Here is a 22,554-nt window from a genome sequence, read left to right as displayed (position 1 = left end):
ATGCGGCACCAATATGCTGTTGAGGTCCTCAAGTCCGAATTAGCAAGTGAACTTTTGTGGAGATTTAGATGATTGGAACCAATCTAGTAAGAACGCTTCTTTTGATCGGATGCGTCCTTTTCTATCCGCTCAGTGCCGTTGCTGGATTTGAAGATGCCCTGGGTGCGTATCGAGCCAAAGACTACCCAAAAGCAATTACTGAAGCACGTCAGGCCGCTGCAACGGGAGACGCACGCGCGTGCTTCCTGCTAGGCGCAATGTATCAAGGTGGCTTGGGTGTAGCCGCTAGTCCATCCGAGGCGGCGGCTTGGTATGAAAAGGCCGCTCAGGGCGGGGTACTTGGGTCATTCGCTAAGCTTGCTCAGATTTACGCACGGGGAGATGGTGTTCCGAAAAATCCTGAAAAGGCACTCGCATACGCTCGCCAATCGGCGCAATTGGGCGATCCGGAAGGGATGTTCTTCTTGCATGCCTTTCTAAAGGCCACCTCTCTTAGCTATCTTGATGCCAGCGGGAAAGCAGACCAGACAAAATACCAAAAGCTGTCCTCCCGACCGTTGTCTGATCGAGTTCTGGATGTAGAGGCCCAAGACTCGCTCTATCGCTCTTCCGACAAAGGCTATCCTCTTGCGATTCTCACTCTTGCAATTGCATTTGGCGGCACCGTAGGCGACAACAATCGGGAACGTATGCTGAAGCTCACCAGCAAGATTCCTCAGCACACGTACAAGGCATTGCAGAACTATGAGAAAGTTGCGCGCCACATAAATGGCCTGGGCCAAAGCCTTACCACTCCCCAGTTGTTCTACGATGCACAAGTTTCACAGATGTTTGCTGCCATGCTAAAAACGTGCGGGCTTCAAGAGAGCAAGGAAGCAATTAAGTCTGCCGCCCCCGAACTGACATCAATCGCAATTGCCAAGCCCCTGAGCGGTGCAACGTACCTACCGAGCAAGGTGCCTAGTTATGAGCACTCCTATCTTGTCGCTGGCGAGTGGGAGGAAGACTGGACATATCGAGGATGCAATCGGACGGGAACCGTAAGAGTCAAGTTTTCTGCGGATGGACTTGGTGGGGCTCACTTCTCTTCGGAGCAAGTAGGAAAAGATATTCCGGGGCTCGTGAAGCAATGAGATGCCCCCACCGATGTGCCGGATTCCTTTTGCTCAATGTCGCGCCGCATAACCCGGCGGTGCAGGGGACGCTGCGCGAAAAGCCGCGCAGGCCGGTGATTTTGAACGTTCGGCGTCTTCATCCCGTCACCAATGGGACGATCCATGAAATCTGTGTATGTGACGTCCATCGCGTACTTGCGGTGCTGGCCGCGTCCCTGTCTTTAAGGTCGCAAATTGCGACCTTAAAGCGTCCCACTCCTCCTGCGAGAGCGCAAACATGAAATCCGCAGGGAAACGTTCCGCATTGCGCCGCACCTGCTCGTCGAGACGCTTCGTCGGGACCCCATAGAGCGCAGCCAGATCGGCGTCGACAATCACCCTTTGACCACGCAGAATGACGATGCGGCTGGTAATGGCCTCGACCGCCAAGGCAGCGGCAATACGACAAAATAAGCGTGGAAACGATTTAGGAGACCGCCATGGAACTCAAGCCCATCCGCAGCAAGAAGGAATACCAAGCGGCGCTGGCCGAGGTCGAGCGGCTGTGGGACGCGCCGGCGAAGTCGGCCGCGGCCGACCGGCTCGACGTGCTGACCATGCTGGTCGAGCGCTATGAGCGGCAGCACTTCCCGATCGCCGATCCCGATCCCATCGAATTCCTCGGCCATGTGATGGAAAGCCGCGATCTGACGCGCAAGGATCTGGAGGCCTTCATCGGGCCGCGTGGCCGCGTCGCTGACATCCTGAACCGCACCCGGCCCCTGACGCTGGAAATGATCCGTCGCCTCGCCGATGGCCTGCATTTGCCGGCCGAGGTATTGATCAAGCCCTACCGGCTGCGCCGGGAAGCCGGGGAACTCGAAGCGGCATGACAGCCAACACTTACGCGAGCACACGACTGCTTTCGCTACCGCAACTCTCGCTGCGCGCCTTCGCCGTCTGGCGGCGCAATTTCCTGGTCTGGAAGAAGCTGGCGATTCCTTCGCTGCTGGGCAATCTGGCGGACCCGATGATCTACCTGTTCGGCCTCGGCTATGGTCTCGGCGGGCTGTTGCCGCAGATCAACGGCGTCTCCTACATCGCCTTTCTCGCCGCCGGCACGGTCTGCGCCTCGACCATGAACGCGGCCTCCTTCGAGGCGCTCTACTCGGCGTTCTCGCGCATGCACGTGCAGCGCACCTGGGAGGCGATCATGAACGCGCCGGTGACGCTGGAAGACGTGATGGCCGGCGAACTGCTCTGGGCGGCGGCCAAGGCCACGCTGTCGGGCACCGCGATCCTGGTCGTCATCGCGGTGCTGGGCCTGGTCGCCTCGCCGCTGGCGCTGTGGGCGCTGCCGGTGATCTTTCTGACCGGCCTGGCCTTCGCCGCGCTGGGCCTGATCGTCACCGCGCTGGCGCCGTCCTACGATTTCTTCATGTATTACTTCACGCTGTTCATCACGCCCATGGTGCTGCTGTGCGGCGTGTTCTTTCCGCCCGACCAGTTGCCGCCGCTGGTGCAGGCGGTAGCCGCCTGGCTGCCGCTGACGCATGCCGTGGCGCTGGTGCGGCCGCTCTTGTTCGGCGAGATTCCGGCCGGCATCGTCGGCCACGTCGCGGCCCTGCTGGCGGTCGCCGCGATTGCCTTCTGGATCGCGCTGACGCTGATCCGGCGCCGTCTGCTGAAGTAAAATTGCCGCATGAACATCATTCTCAACGGCGAGCCGCAGCAATTGCCGGCGCCGCTCTCCATCGCTGCCTTGCTCGATGCCCGCGGCCTCGCGGGTAAACGCGTCGCGGTGGAACGCAACGGCGAGATCGTGGCGAAAAGCCGGCACGCCGAAACCCTGCTTGCCGCGGGCGACCGCATTGAAATCGTCGTCGCCGTCGGCGGCGGCTGAACGCTTCCCCAGGATCCGCAAACCATGAACACAGATCGTCTGCTCATCGCCGGCAAGGCCTATCAATCGCGCCTGCTGGTCGGCACCGGCAAGTACCAGGATTTCGCGCAAACGCGCGCCGCGATCGACGCCTCGGGCGCCGAGATCGTCACGGTCGCCATCCGCCGCACCAACATCGGCCAGGAGCCGGGCCAGCCCTCGCTGCTGGAAGTGCTGCCGCCCGCGCAATTCACCATCCTGCCCAACACCGCCGGCTGCTACACGGCCGACGATGCGGTGCGCACCCTGCGCCTGGCGCGCGAACTGCTCGACGGCCATGCGCTGGTCAAGCTCGAAGTGCTGGGCGATCCGCAGACCCTGTTCCCCAACATGCCGGAAACCCTCAAGGCCGCCGCGACCCTGGTCAAGGACGGCTTCCAGGTCATGGTGTATTGCGCCGACGATCCGATCCAGGCGCGCATGCTGGAAGACATCGGCTGCGTCGCGATCATGCCGCTGGCCTCGCTCATCGGTTCCGGCATGGGCATCCTCAATCCGTGGAACCTCAAGCTGATCATCGAGCAATCGAAGGTGCCGGTGTTGGTCGATGCCGGCGTCGGCACCGCCTCGGACGCGGCGATCGCGATGGAGCTGGGCTGCGATGGCGTGTTGATGAATACCGCGATCGCCGGCGCGCAGGATCCGGTGCTGATGGCCGGCGCCATGAAGAAGGCGGTCGAGGCCGGGCGCGAAGCCTATCGCGCCGGGCGCATGCCGAAGAAGTATTACGCCGCGACGCCCAGTTCACCCAGCGGCGGGCTGATTGGCCAAAACAGCGGCCAAAACGGCGACCAGGGCAGCAAGTGAGGCGTTTGCTCGTCGGCGCCCTGTGCGCGGCGGCGCTGGGAATTGCGCAGGCCGCGGATGCGCCGCCCGCCGCAGCAAACGCGGCGACGCCGGCCGAAACCCAGGCTCGGCTTACGGTCCTTGCCGGGCGTAGCGGCTATGCGCACGACCAGCCCGAGATACTGCTACGCCAGCGCCTGTTCGGCCTGGCGCACGGGCTGTCGCTGCTGGCCGCCGCCTGCCTCGACCTGCCGGCGCATTCGGAACCGATCCAGGATGCCTACGCCGCCTGGCACGCGAAACAGGCCAAGGCGATCGAAACCATCGTGCACGACCTGGCCGACTACTATTTCGGGCCGCGTGCCGGCGAGGCGCGGTGGCCCGATCTGTCGCGTGCCCTGAATCTGATCGACAACATCCAGCCGGCATTGAGCGAAGTGACCCTGCACGCCGCCTGCGCCAGCCTGCCGGAGGCGATCGCCCGGCCGCGTTATGCGCTCGACAAACTGCTGACCGGTACGGTCGAGGCGGAGACCCTGCCGGACATCGTCGCCGTACCGCCAGCGCCAACTCTTCCAGCGCCCGCCCAATGAGCCAGAGCGAAGACGAAACCGCGGACGAAACCGCGGCCACCGAGCGCCGCGCCAGCCACATCCGCAGCTTCGTCCTGCGCCAGGGCCGCGTCTCCGATGCCCAGCGGCGCTTCCACGAAGAAGGCATGCCGCGCTGGGGCATCCCCTATCAATCGATGCCGCTCGATCTCGATGCAATATTCGGCCGCGCCGCGCCGCGGATTCTGGAAATCGGCTGCGGCATGGGCGAGACCACGGCGACCATCGCCGCACAGCATCCGCAGAACGACTATCTCGGCATCGAGGTGCACACGCCCGGCGTCGGCAGCCTGCTGAAGGAAATCGCCACGCGCGAACTGGCCAACCTGCGGGTGATCCAGCACGACGCGGTGGAGGTGCTGCGCGACATGATCGCGCCCGGATCGCTTTCCGGCATCCATGTTTTCTTTCCCGACCCCTGGCCGAAAAAGCGCCAGCAGAAGCGCCGCCTGATCCAGCCCGATTTCGTCGGGCTGCTGGCCACGCGGCTGGCGCCCAACGGCTACCTGCATTGCGCCACGGACTGGGAGGATTACGCCCGGCAGATGCTGGAGGTGCTGAGCGCCGAGCCCCTGCTGCTGAACATGGCCAACGGCTTCACGCCGCGCCCGCCCTACCGGCCGCAGACCAAGTTCGAAACGCGCGGCCTGAAGCTCGGCCATGGCGTCTGGGACGTGGTGTTTCGCCGCAAGTCCTGAGCATGCTCAATCTCGATCCACGCAGCATTATTCTGCTGGGCGGGATCATGTCCATGCTGATGTCGGTGGTGCTGTACTTCCTGCGGCGCAACTACCCGCCATCGATCGGCGGGCTCACCGAATGGGCGACGGCCCCGGCTCTCATTTTTGTCTCGACCCTGCTGCTCGGCGCGCGCGGCATGATTCCGGACTTCTTATCGGTGATCGTCGGCAACGTGATTCTGCTCGTCGGTTTGGCACTGCTGTATTTTGGCAGCCAGCGTTTTTTCGGGCTGCCACCATCGCTGCGGCTGTGGGGCGCCGTGATTCTCGCCGCCGCAGCCGTGCTGGTGTGGACCCGGGTCGAGACGCACTACGGAAACCGCGTGCTGATGATGGCCCTTGTCATGAGCCTGATCTCGTTTGCCCATCTGCGGCTGCTGGTGCGTCACGGCGCCCGCAGTCTTGCCACTTACCTGACTGCCTCGTCGCTGCTGATCCTGACCTTGGCGCAGGTGTACCGCTTCGCCTGGGCGCTTGGCGCGCCGGCGGATGACAAGCTGTTGCTGCTCTCGCCGGTACAAACCGTGCTGTTTACCATCTACGCCTTATGCATACTGATGATCACCATCGGCGTGGTCTTGATGGCAACCGACAAGCTGCGCGCCGAATTCGAGCACCTGGCCAGCCATGATTCGCTGACGGGGGTTCTGACGCGCCGCGCCCTGCTCGACGCCTGTGGCCAGGAACTGGAACGCGGCCGGCGCAAGGGTCGCGCCATGTCGCTGCTGATGATGGATCTGGACCACTTCAAGACGATCAACGACAGCCACGGACACCTGAAGGGCGACCAGGTATTGAAGGATTTCGCGGCGCGCGTGGCCTCCCAGTTGCGGCGCCCGGACAGCCTGGGCCGGTTCGGCGGCGAGGAGTTCGTCGCCCTGCTGCCGGAGACTTCGCTGGACGAAGCTCGCATTGTCGCCGAACGGATTCGGGCCGAGATCGAAGCCGACGACCGGGGCCTGCCGCCCTACCGCGTCAGCACAGGCGTCACCACCACCGCTGCTGCCGACGCGGACCTCGATGGAATCATAGCCCGAGCCGATGCCGCGCTGTATCAGGCCAAGAACAAGGGCCGCAATCGCGTCGAGGCAATCGCGCCGCCAACGCAATGAGCTTCGCGTCACACCCGCTCTGGCTGGTCGGCTTTCGGCCCTTCTTCGCGCTGGCCTGCCTCGCTGGGCTCAGCCTGCCGCCGCTCTGGGTGATGATCTATCTCGGCATCCTGCCGGCGCCCGCCGCCGCGTTCACGGCAGTGCAATGGCATGCCCACGAAATGTTCTTCGGCTTCGGCTGGGCCGTGCTCGGCGGCTTTCTGCTGACCTCGACCAAGAACTGGGTGCAGATCCGCGGCTATCACGGTGCGCCGCTTTTGTTGCTGGTCGCGGCCTGGCTGTTCGAGCGCGTCGGCATGGGCTTCGGCGGCCACTGGCCGGCCCTGCTGTTCCGCCTATCGAACAATTTGTTTCTCGCCGCCATCATCGCCATGCTGCTATGGACGCTGATCCACCACCGCAAGACCGACAGCTATCGCGACAACTATTTCTTCCTGCTGATCCTGCCCGTCTTCCTGCTGGCCAAGGCCTTGATGCTGAGCGCCGACTATTTCCAGGCCGGCGTCCTCATGGCCACCGGCCTGTTCCGCGTCGCCTTCCTGGTGATGCTGGAGCGCACCCTGACGCAGTTCATGAAGGGCATCTTCCAGGTCGACATCCTGCGCCATGCGGCGCTCGACCGCAGCATCAAGCTGCTCGCCCTGACCCTGGTCGGCGCCGGCCTGCTGCCGCCCTGGCTGACCGCCGGGCTATCGCTGCTGCTGGCGCTGCTGTTGGCCGGCCGGCTGGCGTTCTGGAAGCCGCAACTGGCGCTGCGCCGGCTCGACCTCGGCATCATGTACCTGGGCTATGCCGCCATCGTGCTGCAACTGCTGGCCGAGTTCCTCGGCCGGGTCGCGCCGCCGGCCTGGGTCGGCGCCTTCTCGATGCATGTGTTCGGCCTCGGCGTCATGGGCCTGATCATTCCGGCCATGCTGATCCGCATCGCCAAGGGCCACACCGGCCGCAAGGTCGTCTTCGATGCCGGCGACAAGCTCGTGCTGTGGCTGATGATCGCCGCCTTCCTGCTGCGCGTCGTCGCGCCGCAATTCCATCCGCAAGCCTATGCACTCTGGCTGGCGTTGGCCGCCTGCGGCTGGCTGGGCGGCTTCGGCATCCTCGCCTGGCGCCTGATCCCTTTCCTGCTGCAAGCCCGGGTCGACGGCAAGGAGCATTAGGGTCCGCGGCCGCAACTCGCCGTACCGCCAGCGCCAACTCTTCGATGGCGGCAGGCGGCCGGAAGTTTGCAGCGGTGGCTAGATTTACCGGCCCAGATTGAGGTCGCTGCCGTAGGGCTCGCGCGGGTAGTGGAAGGCCACCGGGCCGTCGGGTTCGGCGTGGATGAACTGGTGCACCGAGGGATTGTCCGAGTTCAGCAGTTCGTCCGGCGTGCCGGCGGCGACGACCACGCCGCCGTGGATGAAGCAGGCATAGTCGACCACCTTGAGGGTTTCCGAGACATCGTAGGTGACAACGATCGAGGTGGCGCCGAGGGCGTCGTTGAGGCGGCGGATCAGCTCGGCGATCACGTTGAGCGAAATCGGATCCAGGCCGGCGAAGGGTTCGTCGTACATGGTCAGCATCGGATCGAGGGCGATCGCCCGCGCCAGCGCCACGCGCCGCGCCATGCCGCCGGATAGTTCGTTGGGCATCAGGCCGCTGGAACCGCGCAGGCCGACGGCATGCAGCTTCATCAGCACCAGGGTGTGGATCAGGTCTTCGGGCAGGTCGGTCAGCTCGCGCATCGGAAAGGCGATGTTGTCGTACACCGAGATGTCGCTGAACAGGCCGCCGGCCTGGAACATCATGCCCATGTCGCGACGCATGTCGTAGAGCCCCTTGTCGTCGAGTTCGTGCACCACGCGGCCATCGACGCGGACCCGCCCGCGGTCCGGACGCAACTGGCCGCCGATCAGCTTGAGGATGGTGCTCTTGCCGGCGCCGCTGACGCCGAGGATGCCGACCACCTTGCCGCGCGGCACGGCGAGCCGGATGCCCTTGAGCACCTGGTTTGCGCCATAGGCAAAGTACAGGTCCTCGATTTCGATCAGGTTCTCGGATAGGTCATTCACGCTGTCGCTTCCTTGCTTGCCGATCGCGGTCGATCGCAGGTCGTTATGGTGACACACATCGCGGCGGCCGGATTGCGGCCAGGCGGTCGCTTCCATGGGTCAGCGCGCGCAGACGCTGAGTCCGGGCTGGATGTCGACTTCGTTTGCCGCCTGTTGCGGAAAGGTTTCGCGGCGCATTTCGGTGCCCTGGACGTCCCGGTACACCAGTTCGTCGGTGTCGAACATATATTCCGCATGGATGGCATTGTTCCAGCTGTTGAGGAAATAGGTATAGAAGGCGGGGAAGAAGCCCCGATTGGGCCTGGTCGGCTGCAGCGCGAATACGTATTCGGGAAATTTGTCCGTATCGCGGCTGTTGTGGCAACAGCGGACCCAGACATATTCGCCGGTGAAGATGAGCTTCCAGAACGGCGGCGTGTCGTAGAACCTGACAGTGACGTTCTTGCCGGCCGCGCGCAATTGCCGCAGGCCGTCGATGCTGCCGCGAACTTCCTGGCGCAGTTGCGCCAGGGCGGCCGCCGGATCGGCATGCGCCGCCGCGTAGGCGACGGCGCCCGGACCGTCGGGATTGAGCAGCATGACGCGGATTTCGTAGTACTCCTGCAGCACGTCGCGCAGCGGGCTGGCGGGGGCGGCGAAGGTGCCGTAGCCGGTCACGGCCATGATGTTGACATCGCGCTTCCACGGCAGGCGGCGGAACTGCTGTTCCTTGCCCCAACGCGCCAGCCAGTCGTCGCTCTCCCTGGCATAGATCAGCGAGGCAATGTTGCTCATGCGCGCCTGGCTGCGGAAATCCCAGGCAATCTTGACGAGATTGAACAGCAGCACCAGCACCGCGGCGAAACCCAGTTCCGTGTACAACAGCGCCTGCGCATCGCCTTCCACTTTCGGCCACCAGTTGAACAGGACGTAACTGGCCGCGGTCGGCACCGAGAACGCAATGCCAAGCGCCAGCAGGGTGATGACGGCGTGGCTGGCAATATGGCCCAGGCCGCTCAGGAAATGTACGGATGAAGTCTTCGGCAACATGTTTTCTCCTTGGTCAAGCAAGCCTGGGTTAATGCAAGCCCGGTGCCAGTAGAGGAAGAACATGAAAATCAGACGCTTGCAAAAAGACCTTGCTCGCGACCTGTAGCCAATCAACGACAGGATTTCCGCAGCCGGGGGCAAGCCGCTGTTTTTGAATGCCGGTTGGTGTCGCAGATGGGCGACATCAGGCCTCTGCGCATACAGCCTGCCGACGGCTAGGCCAGAAAACACCCCAGCAGCCGATTGAGGAAACGCCTGCCGCGCAAGGTCGGCCGCAGCAGGCCGTCCGCGGTCTCCAGCAGCCCGGCGCGCCGTGCCGCCAGCGCCGACTCTTCGATCGCAGTCAGCGGCAGGCCGGTGCGTTCGGTGAATAGTGCGGGCGGGAAGCCCTGGTTCAGGCGCAACGCATTCATCATGAATTCGCCGGGCAGATCGGCGCCGGCGATGGTCTGGCGGGTGCTGATGAAGTCGCCGCGCGCGGCGCCGGCGAGATAGGCGCGCGGATTGCGGTGGCGTGCCTCGCGCCAGATCGTCTCATGGTTCGACAGCTTGCCGTGCGCGCCGGCGCCTATGCCGAGGTAATCGCCGAAGGTCCAGTAGTTGAGGTTGTGCCGGCAGCGATGGTCGGCGCCGTCGCCGGGCCGCCCCAAGGCGGCTCGTGCCAACAGCATGGAGCCGTCCGCGGACGGCGAACCGCCGTCACCCCCTTCCGCCGGAAGGGGGGCGGGGGGATGGCCCTCAAGCTTGGCGAAGGCCGAGGTTTCGTAATGTCCGAAACCGGCAGCGGCGAGGCGGGCTTCGACCATTTCCTGCATGTCGGCCGCCAGGTCGTCGTCGGGCAGCGGCGGCGGCGCGTGATGGAACGGCGTGTTCGGTTCCAGGGTCAGGTGGTAGGCGGAGATGTGGCCGACCCCGGCGCGGATTGCCGCGGCGATGTCGGCTTCGGCCGCGGCCAGGGTCTGTTGCGGCAGCGCATACATCAGGTCGAGATTGACGCGCTCGAAGTGCCGCTGCGCCATCTCGATCGCGCGCAGCGCTTCGGCGCTGTCGTGGATGCGCCCCAGCGCCTGCAGCTTGGCGTCGTCGAAGCTCTGCACGCCGATCGACAGCCGCGTCACGCCGGCGGCGCGGAAGGCGGCGAACTTCGCCGCCTCGGCCGTGCCGGGATTGGCTTCGAGCGTGATCTCGGCGCCGGGGTGCAAGGGCAGGCGCATGCGGATCGCGGCCAGCAGCGCCTCGGCCGTTTCGGCGCGCATCAGGCTGGGCGTGCCGCCGCCGATGAAGACGCTGATCACCGGCCGGTTCCAGATCTGCGGCAGGGCGGCTTCGAGATCCGCGATCAGCGCGGCGAGGTAGGCAGCCTCGTTTTCGTCACCGATCCCGCCGCGGCTCTCGTGCGAATTGAAATCGCAGTAGGGGCATTTCTTCACGCACCACGGCCAGTGCACATACAGCGCCAGCGGCGGCGGCATGGCCAGGCCCGAGCCGGCAAGAGTTGGCGCTGGCGGTACGGCGATCGGGATGATCGGGATGGTAGTGATCACATGCCCAGCCGCAGGCGCTCGATGAGTTGCGCCAGGGCCTTGCCGCGGTGCGAATAGCGGTTCTTTTCCTCGTGCGGCAGTTCGGCCGCGGTGAGGCCGGTGCCGGGCACCAGGAAGTAGGGGTCGTAGCCGAAACCGCCGGCGCCGCGCGGCGTGTCGATGATCTCGCCATGCCATTCGCCTTCGGTGACGACCGGCTGCGGATCATCGGCATGGCGCATCAGCACCAGCACCGCGACATAATGGGCGCGACGATCCTTGAGCCCGGCGAGGTCGGCCAGCAGCTTTTCGTTGTTCTTCGCGTCCGACTTCGGTTCGCCGCCATAGCGCGCCGAGAACACGCCCGGCGCGCCGTCGAGCGCCGAAACGCAGAGCCCCGAATCATCGGCCAGCGCCGGCAGGCCGGTCAGCCGCGCGGCATGGCGCGCCTTGGCGATCGCATTCTCGACGAAGGTGATGTGCGGCTCCTCGGCTTCGGGCACGTCGAAGGCCGATTGCGGCAATACCTCGAAATCGAAGGGCACCAGCAGTTGGCCGAATTCGCGCAGCTTGCCGGGATTGCCCGAGGCGAGGACCAGCTTCTTCACGACACGAGGGCGGCTTGCTGCGCCGCGATGATGTCGCCGATGCCGGCCGCGGCGAGCTCCAGCAGCGTGTCGAGTTCTGCGCGCGAGAACGGAGCGCCTTCCGCGGTGCCCTGCACTTCGATGATGCCGCCGCCGGCCGTCATGACTACGTTCATGTCGGTGTCGCAGGAGGAATCTTCGGCATAGTCGAGATCGAGCACCGCGATGCCGTCGACGATGCCGACCGACACGGCGGCCACCAGTTCGCGCATCGGATGCTGTGCCAGCTTGCCGCCGGCCACCAGCTTCGACAGCGCGTCGTGCAGGGCCACGCAGGCGCCGGTGATGGAAGCGCAGCGCGTGCCGCCGTCGGCCTGCAGCACGTCGCAGTCGAGCGTAATCTGGCGTTCGCCGAGCGCCGCGAGGTCGGTCACGGCGCGCAAGCTACGGCCGATCAGGCGTTGGATTTCCTGGGTGCGGCCCGACTGCTTGCCCTTCGCCGCCTCGCGCGCGGTGCGCGTGTTGGTGGCGCGCGGCAGCATGCCGTATTCGGCGGTGACCCAGCCGGAGCCCTTGCCGCGCAGAAAGCCGGGCACCGATTCCTCGACGCTGGCGGTGCACAGGACTTTGGTCGCGCCGAATTCGACGAGGACGCTGCCTTCGGCATGGCAGGTGTAATTACGGGTGATGCCGAGGCGGCGCAGCTGGGCGGCGGCGCGGTCGGTGCGTTGCGGCGGACGGATCATGAAGAAGCTCCATTAACGGGAAATACATCGCCAAGCGCGACTTGTCGGGTTCGAGCGCAGCGAGCCAATCAATAGCCTCCCCGTGAGGAGAGGATGGGAGGGGTGGGCCCATTTGCCAGCTGAGGGCCCATCGAAGGTGCGAGATTTTATAGTGCGAGGTGGTATTCCGAAGCCATGAGCGTTAAGGGGTGTAGGGCATGCGCCGGCGGATCTCGGCGACGGCGTCGTCGAGTTCCTCGTCGCTGATCGGCGCGGCGACATTCGTCGGCAATGCGTCGGGCCGCAGGTTGAGCGTATGCGCATCCGGATCGGGAGCTTCCCAGCGCATCGCGATCAGGGTCAGATTGTCGGCCTGGGGACCGGCCGCCTGTTCGGCGGCGTCGAGCAGATGCGGCACCGAGGTGGTCAGCGAGGCGCGCCCGAGTTCGCGCACCAGCTTCTCGCCGAGGGGCGCCCAGGCGCCATCGGTACACAGCGCGATGACGTCGCCATCCTGCAGGGACACGGTGCGCGAGACTTCGATGCTCGGCATCAGGTCGCCGCCGAGGCAACTGAACACGCGGTTGCGCAGCGGGTGACTGGCGGCCTGGCCGCTTTCGATGATTCCGTCATCGACCATGCGCTGCACCAGGCTGTGATCGCGGGTGCGCATGAAAGCGGCGTCGCCCTTGGCGCGGCCATGGATCAGGTACAGGCGCGAATCGCCGGCGTGGGCCCAGTTGACCTGCCCATCCTGCACCACGCAAGCGATGCAGGTGGTGCGTGGCGCCGCATGGGGCGGAATGCGGCAGTCGGCGGCGTAGCGGACGATGCTCTCGTGCGCCTGCCGCAGGGCCGCCGCAAGAAACTGCGCCGGATCGACGAGCCGCGCTTTGGCTGCGGCGCGAAAGCGTTCGCTGATGGTATCGACCGCCAGCTGCGCCGCGACTTCACCCTGCAGGTGGCCGCCCATGCCGTCGGCCACCACCATCAGCACCGCATCGTCGGTGGCCAGCCAGGCGACCCGATCCTGGTTGATTTCGCGACCGCCGATGCGGCTGTCCTGGACGATGGTGTAGTTCATTTGCGGCGACGCAAACCGAGGCGGGCCAGCCACGACGACGGCGGCTGGTCCCCCGGCTGGTCGGCAGTGAGCGAAGCCTGCAGGGCGCGGGCGTGCTGCGGCCGCCGCGCGGGGGCCAGGCGCAGGCACTCGTCGATGGTTGCCAGGAGGCGCGGCGAGTAGTCCGAGCCCCAGCGCTGCCGGGCCGGCTGCAACTGGTCGTCGGCCATGCGCGCGTCGGCCGCCTGCGGCGCGGCGCCGGCCAGCGTCGCATACATGCAGGCGCCGACGGCATAGATGTCGGTCCAGGGTCCCAGCGTGAACTTGCCGTGATACTGCTCGGGCGCCGCGTAGCCCGGCGTATACATCGCCCGCGGCTCGGGTGGACCGATATCCACGGCGTAGCGCGCGGCGCCGAAATCCAGCAGCACCGGACTGTCGTCGTCGCGCAGCCAGATATTGGCCGGCTTGATGTCCAGATGCAGCAGGCCGCTGCCATGCACCTCGCCGAGGCCGTCGAGCACGCCGCAGAACATGCTGCGCAGAAACGACTCTTCCAGCCAGCCGCGCTGCTGCCGGATATAGTCGCGCAGGGTCTGGCCGACTTCGTAGCGCATCACCAGATAGACGGTTTCGTTGGCGCGAAAGAAATTCAGCACCCGCACCACGTTCGGATGGTCGATCCCGGTGAGCGCGCGCCCTTCCTCGAAAAAGCACTTCAGGCCGTGATTGAAATCCGCCTGGTATTGCGGCGGAACGGTCGGCGCCAACTGCCCTTCGCCGCGCAGCGCCAGGGCGTTCGGCAGGTATTCCTTGATCGCCACCGGCGTGCCCGCGGCATCGTGCGCCAGATAGACGATGGAAAACCCGCCGACCGAAAGCTGTCGCTCGATGCGATAGCCTTCCAGTTCGCAACCGGGGGGCAATGCCTGATTGTTCTGCGATGCCACTGTATGGGGAGAGTGCGGGCGGGTTGATATACTGCCGTGATTTTCCTTGTTCGCCACCTTGCTGTAAACAACTGCTTTAGGCAACAGGAACGGAGACTCCCCAATACCATGATCTACAGCATGACCGGCTATGCGGCTGCCAGCCGCGACCTCGGCAGCGCCGTGATGAACCTCGAAATCAAGAGCGTCAATTCGCGCTATCTGGATGTCAGCTTTCGCCTCAGCGAAGACCTGCGTTTTCTCGAAATGCCCTTGCGCGAGAAAATCACCGGACGTATCGGCCGCGGCAAGATCGAATGCCGCGGCTATCTGCAGGCGCAGCCGGCGCAAGGCGCGGCGGCACGCCAGCGGACGCCCGACCCGCTGCTGCTGACCGAACTGGGCAAGCTCGATGCAGCCGTGCGCAGCGCGTTGCCGCAGGCCGCCCCCCTGTCGGTGGCGGAAGTGCTGCGCTGGCCCGGCGTGCTCGGCGACGACTCGCTCAGCGGCGAAACCTTGCAGGCCGCGGCGCAGGAATTGTTCGCCACCCTGCTCGACGAATTCGTCGCCAGTCGCGAACGCGAAGGCGCCAAGCTGGCCGACGTGCTGAAGGATCGCGCGGCACGCATGCGCGAACGGGTGGCTGCCGCCGAACCGCTGCTGCCGGCGGCGCTGGCAGCTTACCGCGAGCGTCTGGCGACCAAGTTGCGCGAGGCGGTGGCCAACCTCGACGAGGAACGCATCCGCCAGGAAGTCGGCGTCTTCGCCGCCAAGATCGACGTCGCCGAGGAAATCGCCCGCCTGGTCACTCACATGGACGAACTCGAGCGGGTGCTGAAGAAGGGCGGCGCAGTCGGCAAGCGGCTGGATTTCCTGATGCAGGAACTCAACCGCGAGGCCAATACGCTGTCGTCGAAGTCGGTCTCGGGCGAAGTCACCGCCATCGCACTTGAACTCAAGCTGCTGATCGAGCAAATGCGCGAGCAGGTGCAAAACCTCGAATAGGCGGCCGGCCATGGCCGGCCCCTTGCAAGCCGCGCCATCGCCGGTCCACCGCATCGGGCGGGCGTGGCGCAAGCCCGGCGACCGCGGAAGCACGGCCTTCCTGACTGGCATATAATCCATCTACATACAAGGGTCTTTACCAGGTCCGCCGCGAGTTGCCGCGTGCCGTTTTTCTGTCGTCGGCCGCACCGCAGACGCATGAGGGGAGGAAATGCAGGCATGAGCCAGGAGGGTCAAGGTGTCGCGCTGCCCCGGCAATTTGCGCTCGCCCGCCATTTCTCGATCGCCAGCCTGGTGTGCACCATCATCGTCGCGGTGCTGCTGGGCTGGAGCTATCAGTACCTGGCCCTGCGCGACCTCAAGCACCTGGCCGAGGATCGCAACCTGGCGCTGACCCACGCCCTCTCCAACTCGCTGTGGCCGAAGTTTTCCGGCCTCATGGCCGCCAACGCGAACACCTCGCCGACCGCCTTGCGCGCCATGGCTTACCGGGACAGTCTTTACACCCTGGTGGCGCGGCAGATGAAGGACACCGACGTCGTCAAGGTCAAGATCTATGCCCTCGATGGCATGACGGTGTTCTCCAGCGACCCGACCCAGACCGGCGAGGACAAGCGCGACAATTCCGCATTCCGCGCCGCCCGCGACGGACAGGTCACCAGCGGGCTGACGCACCGGCACAGCTTCGATGCCTTCGAAGGCACGCGCAACCACCTCGACATCATCTCGACCTATCTGCCGATCCGCGACGAGCAGAAGCGCATCGTCGCGGTATTCGAGATCTACAGCGACGTCACCGACCTGACCACGCAGTTGGGCGAAACCCGCTCGATCGTCATCGCCACGGTGCTCGGCCTGCTGGCCCTGCTGTATGCGCTGCAGTATGTATTCGTCGCCCGCGCCCAGCGCACCATCGACGGCCAGCAAATGCTGCTCAAGCAATCCATCCAGGATCTCGACCGGCGCGTGCACGAGCGTACCGCATCGCTGGACGCGACCAACCTCAGCCTGCTGAAGGAGATCGAGGAACGCAAACAGGTCGAGCAGATCTTGCGCGAGAGCACGGCCCGTTACCAGGCCGTGACGCAGTCGGCCAACGATGCCATCGTGACCGCCGACAGCCGCGGCAACATCGTCGGCTGGAACCGGCAGGCGGAAGCCGCGTTCGGTTACACCGAAGCCGAAATCATCAGTCAGCCCTTGACCCGGCTGATACCCGAGCGGCACCGCGAGAGCCATGTGCGCGGCATCGATCGCGTGCTGGCCGGCGGCGAATCGCGCGTCAGCGGCAAGGCCTTCGAGACCGAAGGCCTGCGCCGGGACGGCACCGAATTTCCCATTGAATTGTCCCTGGCCAAGTGGGAAGTCGGCGACAAGCGTTACGTCAGCGGCACCATCCGCGACATCTCGGAGCGGATCCGCACCGAGCAGCATCTGCGCGTCGCGGCCACCACCTTCGAGGCCCAGGAAGGGGTGACCATCACCGACGCCAACAAGGTAATCCTGCGCGTCAATCGCGCGTTTACCGAAATTACCGGCTATGACTCCGACGAAGCCGTGGGCAATACGCCGCACATGCTCAGTTCGGGGCGTCACGATCCGGTCTTTTACGAATCCATGTGGGGCAGCCTGGCCCGCACCGGCAGCTGGCAGGGCGAAATCTGGAACCGGCGCAAGAACGGCGAGGAATTTCCCGAGTGGCTGAGCATCACGGCGGTCAGGGGCATCGGCGGCGAGGTGACCAACTACGTCGGCACTTTCGCCGACATCACCGAGCGCAAGGCGGCGGAAAACGAGATCGCCCAGTTGGCCTTCTACGATCACCTGACGGGGCTGCCCAATCGCCGCCTGCTGCTCGACCGCCTGCGGCATGCGCTGGCCGGCTGCGTCCGCAATAGCCGCTGCGGCGCGCTGATGTTCTTCGACCTGGACAACTTCAAGACCCTCAACGACACGCTGGGCCATGACGTCGGCGACCAGTTGCTGGTGGAGGTGGCGTCGCGCCTGCAATCCAGCATCCGCCAGAGCGATACCGTGGCACGCCTGGGCGGCGACGAATTCGTCGTGGTGCTGGAGGATCTCGATGGCGGCGACGGCGACCAGCTTGCCGCGATGCAGGCGGAAGCCCTGGCGGTGAAAATCCAGGCCATGCTGAGCCAACCCTATCTGCTCGACATCGTCGCCAGCGGGGAAGCCCGCGGCAAGCGCAGCCACCATTGCAGTTCGAGCATAGGCATCACCCTGTTCGACCGCACGCCGGTCACCGCCGAGGAGCTGATGAAGCGGGCCGACACGGCGATGTACCAGGCCAAGGCCCTGGGCCGCAACACCTTGCGCTTTTTCGATCCCGCCATGCAGGCGGCCGTCACGGCGCACGCCGCCCTGGAAAACGACCTGCGCAAGGCCATTGCGGAGCGGCAGTTTCTCGTGCACTACCAGGCACAGGTCGATTTCTCGGGCCAGGTGATCGGTGCCGAAGCCCTGGTGCGCTGGCAGCATCCGCAGCGCGGCCTGGTGCATCCCACCGAGTTCATCCCCCTGGCGGAGGACACCGGCCTGATTCAGACCCTCGGCCACTGGGTACTGGAAACCGCCTGCCGCCAACTGGCGGCCTGGGCCGCGCGGCCGGAAACCCGGCACCTGACCCTGGCGGTCAACGTCAGCGCCCAGGAGTTTCGGCGCAAGGACTTCGTCGAGGAAGTCCTGGAAACCATACGCAGCACCGGCGCGAATCCGCAGCGACTGAAGCTCGAACTGACGGAAAGCCAGCTGGTGCACAACGTGCAGGAAATCATCGACAAGATGCTGCTGCTGAAGGCCGTGGGCGTGGGCTTTTCGCTCGACGACTTCGGCACCGGTTATTCCTCGCTCGCCTACCTCAAGCGCATGCCGCTGGACCAGTTGAAGATCGACCAGTCCTTCGTGCGCGACGTGCTGTTGGACAGCAACGATGCGGCAATCGCCCGCACGGTGGTCGCCCTGGCCCACAGCCTGGGCCTGGGAGTCATCGCCGAAGGCGTCGAATCCGCCTTGCAGCGCGATTTTCTGGCGAATTCAGGCTGCCACGCCTACCAGGGCTTCTTCTTCAGCCGACCGCTGCCGCTGGAAGAATTCGAACGCTTCGCGCGGCAGGCCTGACACCGGCGGCCGCCGATAGTAAGCGCTTGCGGCTGGCGCAGCGATCAATGCTTCATGTCGTGGCCCATGGCGGCGGGCGCCGCCAGCGGCCTTACCGGCGCCTTGACCTCGATGGTGCTGCGCTTCTTGTCCTTGCCTTCGACAACCAGGGTTACCGGAACGGTGTCGCCTTCCTTCATCTGCTGCTTCAAATCCATCAGCATGATGTGATAGCCGCCCGGCTTGAGTTCGACACTCTTGCCGGCGGGCAGGTCGAGCGTCTTGACCGCGCGCATTTTCATGACGTCCTTGTCCATGGACATTTCGTGCACCTCGACCACGCCGGCGACCGGCGACCTGGCCTCGACCAGACGCGCGTCTTGCACGGAAGTGATTTGCATGAAGGCTCCGGTGGCCATTTGGGCCGACACGGTGGCGCGCACCCAGGGCTCCTTGACCGTGACCTGGGCATGGGCGGGAAGAATGAAGACGGCGGAAACAAGCGTTGACAGCAGGCTGGCGCGAACGATGCGATTCATGATGGCTCCTGGCGATGAAAATGGACCCGCCACAAGGCGGGAAACTGATCCGGCTCCCGGGCGCCGCATCGAGGCGGTGCGCACGGGCTGCAACCTGGTCAGGCCAGTGCCGGTGGTCCGCGCGGGCTGTGCGCGGACCACCGGGCCGGCGTCGGTCGCGCGAAAGCCGCGGATGGCGGCGGGGCGGTGAAAGTTGGCGCTGGCGCCACGGCGATCGCGACCGTAGTCACCAGCAGCGGCCCCCCGGCGGCGCACGACTTGCAGCAGTCGTGAACCGCGCCGGTCGGTGCGGAACCGCCGTCGGGAGTCTGCGCGGCAGCGGCCTGGAACACGCCATGACTGGTGCATAGATCGGCGACAAAGCCGTCGCCGCTGCCCATGGACGCCCGAACCAATCCGCTGCCCGCCAGCAAGTGCAAGACCATGGCCAGCAGACCAAGGGTCAGCAGCCAGGTTGAGCGGTGGCGGAACGAGGGCGGATGAATGGATCTGGACACGGTCCGCGTATACTAATATGGTCCTCCCCCGCAAAACCTTGACCAAACTCAACGCTGCCGACCATGATCTCCGGAACCCTGTTTATCGTCGCGGCGCCTTCCGGCGCCGGCAAGACCACGCTGGTGGGCCGCCTGCTGGCCGAGGACCCGCAGGTACGGCATTCAGTTTCCTTCACCACCCGTGCGCCCCGTCCCGGCGAGCAGGACGGTCGCGAATATCATTTCATCGCCGTACAGCGCTTTCTGGCCATGCGCGAGCGCGGCGAGTTCGCCGAATGGGCGGAAGTGCACGACAATTTCTACGGCACTTCGCGCGTCTGGCTCGACCAGCGCATGACGGAAGGCTGCGACATGGTGCTGGAGATCGACTGGCAGGGCGCACAGCAAATGCGCCGGCAGTTTCCCGAAGCCGTCAGCATATTCATCCTGCCGCCGTCGATCGCCGAGCTGGAAAATCGTTTGCGCCGGCGCGGCGCCGATAGCGAGGACGTCATCGCGCGCCGGGTGGCCGGCGCACTGGGCGAAATGCATCACGTAGGCGAGTTCGATTTTGTTATAATCAACAATGACTTGGATGTGGCGCTCGGCGAGCTCAAAGCCGCCGTGTGTGCTTCGCGTCTGCGTTTCGCGCGTCAGCGCGCACGCCATCCCGCTGTTTTCCGTTTTCTAGATCAGGACTGAACACCATGGCCCGTGTCACCATCGACGATTGCATCAAGCTCATTCCCAATCGCTTTCAGCTCACCCTGGCGGCAACCTATCGTGCCCGCCAACTCACGCTGGGCAGCACGCCTCAAGTCGAGCCCGGACGCGACAAGCCCACCGTGGTGGCCTTGCGCGAAATAGCTGCCGGCAAGGTCGGCCTCGAAATTCTCACTCGCGGCCAGTCCTAGGCATCATGCGAACGGGGTGAAACGTGCCGGCGCCACGGTTTATGTCACCCCCGCCCTCCCCGGCTGCCCCGCCGATTTCCAGCCTGGACCCCGGCGTGGTGCCGGGTGCGCTGGACGAGTCGCCGCTGATATCGGCGGACATGCACCCGCCGGTCGATCTGGCCGAAGATCTGGAACGCTTCAACGCCAAGCTCGCCACCTATCTCCAGCCTGAGGACATCACCCGCGTCGGCGCGGCCTACGTATTCGCCGACGCCGCGCACCGTGGCCAGATGCGCATCAGCGGCGGGCCCTACATCGCGCATCCGCTGGCGGTGGCGGAAACCCTGGTGGGCTGGCACCTCGACGCCCACGCCCTGATCGCCGCGCTGCTGCACGACGTGATGGAAGACACGGCGATCACCAAGGAACAGATCGCCGAGCGCTTCGGCAAGGTCGCCGCCGAACTGGTCGATGGCGTCTCCAAGCTCGACCGCATCGAGCATCAAAGCTTCGAGGAAGCCCAGGCCGAAAATTTCCGAAAAATGCTGTTGGCCATGGCGCGCGATGTCCGCGTGATCCTGATCAAGCTGGCCGACCGCCTGCACAACATGCAGACGCTGGACGCCATGCGTCCCGAAAAGCGGCGGCGGATCGCCCGCGAGACGCTCGACATCTATGCGCCGATCGCCAACCGGCTGGGGCTCAACGCGCTCTACCGCGAGTTGCAGGAACTGGCTTTCCGCCATGCCCACCCGCTGCGCTATCGCGTGCTGGCCAAGGCCGTGAAAGGCGCGCGCGGCAACCGGCGCGAGGTGGTCAGCCGCATCCTCGAAGCCATTCGCGAGACGCTGCCGGCCGCCGGCATCGATGCGGAAGTCATGGGCCGGGAAAAGCATCTTTACGGCATCTATCGCAAGATGCGCGAAAAGCACCTCTCCTTTTCACAGGTGCTGGACATCTACGGCTTTCGCATCATCGTCAAGGACCGGCCCACCTGCTACCTGGCGCTGGGCGCGCTGCATGCGCTGTACCAGCCGGTGCCGGGCAAGTTCAAGGACTATATCGCCATCCCCAAGGCGAACGGCTACCAGTCGCTGCACACGACCCTGATCGGGCCTTTCGGCACGCCGGCGGAGATCCAGATCCGCGACGCCAACATGCACCATGTCGCCGAATCCGGCGTCGCCTCGCACTGGCTGTACAAGGACGAGTCCGCCCTGGACCAACTGCAGAAGAAGACCCACAAGTGGCTGCAATCGCTGGTCGAACTGCAGTCGGCCAGCGGCGACTCCTCGGAATTTCTCGAACACGTCAAAATCGACCTGTTTCCCAGCGAGGTCTATGTCTTCAGCCCCAAGGGCAAGATCTTCGCCCTGCCGCGCGGCTCGACGCCGGTCGATCTGGCCTATGCCGTGCATACCGACATCGGCGACCGCTGCGTCGCCTGCCGCATCAATTTCGAGACCATGCCGTTGCGCACCGAACTGCGCAATGGCGACCGCGTCGAGATCATCACCGCGCCGAACGCCGCACCCAATCCGGCCTGGCTCGGCTACGTCAAGAGCGCAAGGGCGCGCTCGAAGATCCGCCACTTCCTCAACACCCGGCAGAATGAAGAGTCCGCGGCGCTCGGCGAGCGCCTCCTGTCGCATGCCCTGCGCGACCTCGGCCTGGCCCTGGCCAAGCTGCCGGCGCAGGCCTGGGACCGCTTCAAGCGCGCTTCCGGAGCCCGTTCGCAGCGCGCCGTGCTGGCCGACATCGGTCTCGGCAAGCGCCTGCCGGCCATCGTCGCACGACGCCTGGCGGAAGGCGTCGAAGCCGGCGCCGCCGGCGTCGCGGCGGAGGGCCGCAGCCATCAGGCAATCCTGATCCATGGCCCGGACGGCGTCGCGGTGAAGCTCGGCAACTGCTGCCGGCCGATTCCCGGCGACCCGATTGTCGGCCTGATCCGCAAGGGCCAGGGGCTCGTGGTGCATACGCACGATTGCCCGGCCATCGCCAAGTTGCGCAGCGAGCGCGGCAACTGGGTCGATGTCGAATGGGAATCCGGCATCAGCGGCATGTTCGAAGCCAGCATCCGGGTAGTCACCAAGAACACGCGCGGCGTGCTGGCGCGGATCGCCGCCGGTATCGCCGAGACCGACTCCAACATCGTCAATATCAGCATGGACGACGACAGCGGCGAAGCCACCACCCTGTTCTTCACGCTGCAAGTGTCCGACCGGATTCATCTCGCCCGCATCCTGCGCGCCCTGCGGCGCATCCCGGAAGTGGTGCGCATCACGCGTTACGTCAACACCAAACACTGATCAAACCACAAAGGAAATCC

General features: G+C 65.1%; 24 protein-coding genes. 14 read left to right on the top strand and 10 right to left on the bottom strand.

The annotated features are described in order from the left end of the window. The first annotated feature begins 68 nt into the window (after positions 1–68). Positions 69–1,133 carry a tetratricopeptide repeat protein gene (locus RMO95_RS11170; RefSeq protein ID WP_310450708.1) on the top strand — a complete coding sequence of 355 codons (1,065 nt, stop codon included), beginning with the start codon at positions 69–71 and terminating at the stop codon, positions 1,131–1,133. 126 nt (positions 1,134–1,259) lie between these two features. Here RMO95_RS11170 and RMO95_RS23120 read toward each other — a convergent pair whose 3' ends face one another. After that, positions 1,260–1,544 (bottom strand): ORF6N domain-containing protein, encoded by a 285-nt coding sequence (locus RMO95_RS23120; protein WP_409574943.1) that lies wholly within the window; start codon positions 1,542–1,544, stop codon positions 1,260–1,262. A gap of 50 nt (positions 1,545–1,594) precedes the next feature. Between RMO95_RS23120 and RMO95_RS11165 the strand changes: the two genes are divergently transcribed. The 8 genes from RMO95_RS11165 to RMO95_RS11130 are packed head-to-tail and all read left to right on the top strand — an operon-like array spanning position 1,595 to position 7,442. Continuing rightward, positions 1,595–1,987 (top strand): transcriptional regulator, encoded by a 393-nt coding sequence (locus RMO95_RS11165; protein WP_310450707.1) that lies wholly within the window; start codon positions 1,595–1,597, stop codon positions 1,985–1,987. Further along, positions 1,984–2,787, top strand: a complete 804-nt coding sequence (locus tag RMO95_RS11160) for an ABC transporter permease (RefSeq protein ID WP_310450706.1) — start codon at positions 1,984–1,986, stop codon at positions 2,785–2,787. The genes RMO95_RS11165 and RMO95_RS11160 overlap by 4 nt, the downstream gene beginning before the upstream one ends. Positions 2,788–2,796: 9 nt before the next feature. After that, positions 2,797–2,997: a sulfur carrier protein ThiS gene (thiS, locus tag RMO95_RS11155; RefSeq protein WP_310450705.1), complete on the top strand. Its 201-nt coding sequence runs from the start codon at positions 2,797–2,799 to the stop codon at positions 2,995–2,997. Positions 2,998–3,021: 24 nt separating this feature from the next. Continuing rightward, complete coding sequence (locus RMO95_RS11150; RefSeq protein WP_310450704.1) at positions 3,022–3,843, top strand: thiazole synthase; 822 nt, start codon at positions 3,022–3,024, stop codon at positions 3,841–3,843. Further along, the gene (locus tag RMO95_RS11145) at positions 3,840–4,415 is read left to right on the top strand and encodes a hypothetical protein (RefSeq protein WP_310450703.1); all 576 of its coding nucleotides are present in this window, start codon (positions 3,840–3,842) and stop codon (positions 4,413–4,415) included. The genes RMO95_RS11150 and RMO95_RS11145 overlap by 4 nt, the downstream gene beginning before the upstream one ends. Continuing rightward, on the top strand, positions 4,412–5,131 hold the full coding sequence (trmB, locus tag RMO95_RS11140; protein WP_310450702.1) for a tRNA (guanosine(46)-N7)-methyltransferase TrmB: 720 nt from the start codon (positions 4,412–4,414) through the stop codon (positions 5,129–5,131). The genes RMO95_RS11145 and trmB overlap by 4 nt, the downstream gene beginning before the upstream one ends. 2 nt (positions 5,132–5,133) lie before the next feature. Further along, positions 5,134–6,285 (top strand): GGDEF domain-containing protein, encoded by a 1,152-nt coding sequence (locus RMO95_RS11135; protein WP_310450701.1) that lies wholly within the window; start codon positions 5,134–5,136, stop codon positions 6,283–6,285. Continuing rightward, a complete protein-coding gene (locus RMO95_RS11130; protein ID WP_310450700.1) occupies positions 6,282–7,442 on the top strand; it encodes an NnrS family protein in 1,161 nt (386 codons plus the stop codon). Before RMO95_RS11135 ends, RMO95_RS11130 begins: the two co-directional genes overlap by 4 nt. Positions 7,443–7,526: 84 nt before the next feature. Here RMO95_RS11130 and RMO95_RS11125 read toward each other — a convergent pair whose 3' ends face one another. The 7 genes from RMO95_RS11125 to RMO95_RS11095 all read right to left on the bottom strand — a co-directional run bounded on the left by RMO95_RS11125 (position 7,527) and on the right by RMO95_RS11095 (position 14,213). Continuing rightward, positions 7,527–8,336 carry an ABC transporter ATP-binding protein gene (locus RMO95_RS11125; protein WP_310450699.1) on the bottom strand — a complete coding sequence of 270 codons (810 nt, stop codon included), beginning with the start codon at positions 8,334–8,336 and terminating at the stop codon, positions 7,527–7,529. Positions 8,337–8,435: 99 nt separating this feature from the next. Further along, positions 8,436–9,365, bottom strand: a complete 930-nt coding sequence (locus RMO95_RS11120) for a hypothetical protein (protein ID WP_310450698.1) — start codon at positions 9,363–9,365, stop codon at positions 8,436–8,438. Positions 9,366–9,580: 215 nt separating this feature from the next. Further along, on the bottom strand, positions 9,581–10,837 hold the full coding sequence (gene hemW, locus RMO95_RS11115; protein WP_310450729.1) for a radical SAM family heme chaperone HemW: 1,257 nt from the start codon (positions 10,835–10,837) through the stop codon (positions 9,581–9,583). A 68-nt stretch (positions 10,838–10,905) separates the two neighbouring features. Then, positions 10,906–11,496: an RdgB/HAM1 family non-canonical purine NTP pyrophosphatase gene (rdgB, locus tag RMO95_RS11110; protein WP_310450697.1), complete on the bottom strand. Its 591-nt coding sequence runs from the start codon at positions 11,494–11,496 to the stop codon at positions 10,906–10,908. After that, the gene (rph, locus tag RMO95_RS11105; protein WP_310450696.1) at positions 11,493–12,221 is read right to left on the bottom strand and encodes a ribonuclease PH; all 729 of its coding nucleotides are present in this window, start codon (positions 12,219–12,221) and stop codon (positions 11,493–11,495) included. Before rph ends, rdgB begins: the two co-directional genes overlap by 4 nt. A gap of 181 nt (positions 12,222–12,402) precedes the next feature. Then, positions 12,403–13,284 (bottom strand): protein phosphatase 2C domain-containing protein, encoded by an 882-nt coding sequence (locus tag RMO95_RS11100; RefSeq protein WP_310450695.1) that lies wholly within the window; start codon positions 13,282–13,284, stop codon positions 12,403–12,405. Further along, on the bottom strand, positions 13,281–14,213 hold the full coding sequence (locus RMO95_RS11095) for a serine/threonine protein kinase (protein ID WP_409574942.1): 933 nt from the start codon (positions 14,211–14,213) through the stop codon (positions 13,281–13,283). The genes RMO95_RS11100 and RMO95_RS11095 overlap by 4 nt, the downstream gene beginning before the upstream one ends. A 108-nt stretch (positions 14,214–14,321) precedes the next feature. On the opposite strand from RMO95_RS11095, the gene RMO95_RS11090 reads away from it, so the two are divergent. Both RMO95_RS11090 and RMO95_RS11085 read left to right on the top strand, forming a co-directional pair. Further along, positions 14,322–15,197 (top strand): YicC/YloC family endoribonuclease, encoded by an 876-nt coding sequence (locus RMO95_RS11090; protein WP_310450693.1) that lies wholly within the window; start codon positions 14,322–14,324, stop codon positions 15,195–15,197. A 219-nt stretch (positions 15,198–15,416) separates the two neighbouring features. Continuing rightward, entirely contained in the window at positions 15,417–18,335 is a 2,919-nt protein-coding gene (locus RMO95_RS11085; RefSeq protein WP_310450692.1) for an EAL domain-containing protein, read from the top strand. Between the two features lie 44 nt (positions 18,336–18,379). On the opposite strand, the gene RMO95_RS11080 is transcribed toward RMO95_RS11085, so the two are convergent. Both RMO95_RS11080 and RMO95_RS11075 read right to left on the bottom strand, forming a co-directional pair. Further along, on the bottom strand, positions 18,380–18,853 hold the full coding sequence (locus tag RMO95_RS11080; RefSeq protein WP_310450691.1) for a copper chaperone PCu(A)C: 474 nt from the start codon (positions 18,851–18,853) through the stop codon (positions 18,380–18,382). 98 nt (positions 18,854–18,951) lie between these two features. Next, positions 18,952–19,350 carry a DUF2946 family protein gene (locus RMO95_RS11075; RefSeq protein WP_310450690.1) on the bottom strand — a complete coding sequence of 133 codons (399 nt, stop codon included), beginning with the start codon at positions 19,348–19,350 and terminating at the stop codon, positions 18,952–18,954. A gap of 63 nt (positions 19,351–19,413) precedes the next feature. Between RMO95_RS11075 and gmk the strand changes: the two genes are divergently transcribed. Genes gmk through RMO95_RS11060 form a run of 3 tightly spaced genes read left to right on the top strand, consistent with a single transcriptional unit; the run spans position 19,414 to position 22,534 of the window. Continuing rightward, the gene (gene gmk, locus RMO95_RS11070; protein WP_310450689.1) at positions 19,414–20,031 is read left to right on the top strand and encodes a guanylate kinase; all 618 of its coding nucleotides are present in this window, start codon (positions 19,414–19,416) and stop codon (positions 20,029–20,031) included. A 5-nt stretch (positions 20,032–20,036) separates the two neighbouring features. Then, on the top strand, positions 20,037–20,243 hold the full coding sequence (rpoZ, locus tag RMO95_RS11065; RefSeq protein ID WP_310450688.1) for a DNA-directed RNA polymerase subunit omega: 207 nt from the start codon (positions 20,037–20,039) through the stop codon (positions 20,241–20,243). 41 nt (positions 20,244–20,284) lie between these two features. Beyond that, a complete protein-coding gene (locus RMO95_RS11060; RefSeq protein WP_409574941.1) occupies positions 20,285–22,534 on the top strand; it encodes a RelA/SpoT family protein in 2,250 nt (749 codons plus the stop codon). The last annotated feature ends 20 nt before the right edge of the window (positions 22,535–22,554 follow it).

Origin of the sequence: Sulfuritalea sp., from assembly GCF_031426875.1 — a bacterium.
Classification (GTDB): domain Bacteria; phylum Pseudomonadota; class Gammaproteobacteria; order Burkholderiales; family Rhodocyclaceae; genus Sulfuritalea.
The sequence above is the reverse complement of the archived record's forward strand: the minus strand, read 5'-3'. Positions and strand labels throughout refer to the sequence as shown.